Annotated in this window: 1 protein-coding gene; it reads right to left on the bottom strand. The window is 62.5% G+C overall.

Annotated features, from left to right (window positions below; translation table 11 throughout):
• Positions 1 to 36 precede the first annotated feature (36 nt).
• A complete protein-coding gene (locus A2I95_RS37745; protein WP_291737558.1) occupies positions 37 to 1,290 on the bottom strand; it encodes a sarcosine oxidase subunit beta family protein in 1,254 nt (417 codons plus the stop codon).
• Positions 1,291 to 1,422 lie beyond the last annotated feature (132 nt).

The following is a 1,422-nucleotide window of genomic DNA, read 5'->3' as shown; positions in this document are numbered from 1 at the left end:
CTCCCGCCGGAGGCAATCCCAGCGCATTCAAAACGCTTAGTGCAAGTTATGCTGCGCACCGGTCCCCTCCTCATCCATCAGGCCGTGGCCGCTGCGGAAACGGTCCAGCTTCAGTTTGGTTGCCGCCCCATGCGGGCGGTCTGTTGCGATCAGATGCGCATAGACATGGCCTGACGCCGGCGTCGCCTTAAAGCCGCCGTAGCACCAGCCGCAATTCAGATAGAGGCCGTCAACCGGCGAATGATCGATGATGGGCGAGCCATCCGGCGTCATGTCCATAATGCCGCCCCAGCTGCGCAAGAGCCGCGCCTTGCTGACCGCCGGCACCATCGCCACAAAGCTTTCCATCGTGTGCTCCACCATCGGCAGGTTTCCCCGCGCCGCGTATGAGCTGTAGAAATCCAGGTAGCTGCCAAACACCAGCCCGCCCTTGTCCGACTGGCTGATATACAGATGCCCTTCGGCAAAGGTGATCACATGATCCACCATGGGTTTCAGCCCTTCGGAAACAAAGGCCTGCAGCACGTGGCTTTCAATCGGCAGGGTCAGACCCGCCATCGCCGCCACCTGGCCGGAACGCCCCGCAGCGGCCAGCGCCACCTTCTTGGCCCGGATCGGTCCGCGCGCGGTTTGCACGCCCACAACCCTGCCGTTCTCCACGTCGATGCCGGTCACTTCGCAGTTCTGGATCAGATCCACCCCGCGCATATCGGCGCCGCGAGCATAGCCCCAGGCCACCGCGTCATGGCGCGCAGTACCCGCCCGGCGCTGCATCAGCCCGCCCATGATCGGGAAGCGGTTGCTGTCAAAATTCAGGAACGGCGCCATTTGACGCACCTGTTCGCGGCTCAGGATCTCAGCATCGTCACCCTGGTTGATGATCGCGTTGCCCCGCCGCACCGCCGCATCGCGCTGGCCGTCGTTGTGGTACAGGTTGAGGATGCCGCGCTGGGACATCATCGCGTTGTAATTCAGGTCCTGCTCCATCCCCTCCCACAGTTTCAGCGAGTGGGAATAAAACTCGGAATTGCCCGGCAGGTAGTAGTTGGCCCGCACGATGGTGGTGTTGCGCCCCACATTGCCGCCGCCGAGATAACCCTTTTCCAGCACTGCAACATTGGTAATGCCGTGTTCTTTGGCCAGGTAGTAGGCGGTCGCCAGACCGTGGCCGCCGCCGCCGATGATCACCACGTCATATTCGGACTTGGGCGCGGGGTCGCGCCAGTGCGGCGTCCAGCCCTTGTTTCCGGTGAGCCCCTCTTTGAGCACACGCCATCCCGAAAACCGCATGTCGTCCCTCCCCGTCAAATCACTTCCGATGCCCGGAAAAAAGGTGACCCGGACCCTGGCGGCATTGCTACCCGCTTTCGCCTGCTGCTCCTAGCCCCAAGGATCAATTTGCGGCAGTTCAGCCCGGCTTTG

This window comes from Leisingera sp. F5 (assembly GCF_001593695.1).
This window is presented reverse-complemented; position numbering and strand designations above follow the sequence as displayed.

Coding starts and splice junctions, on each gene's coding strand:
- A2I95_RS37745 (WP_291737558.1), bottom strand. CDS start 1,290: ATGCGGTTTTCGGGATGGCGTGTGCTCAAAGAGGGGCTCACCGGAAAC.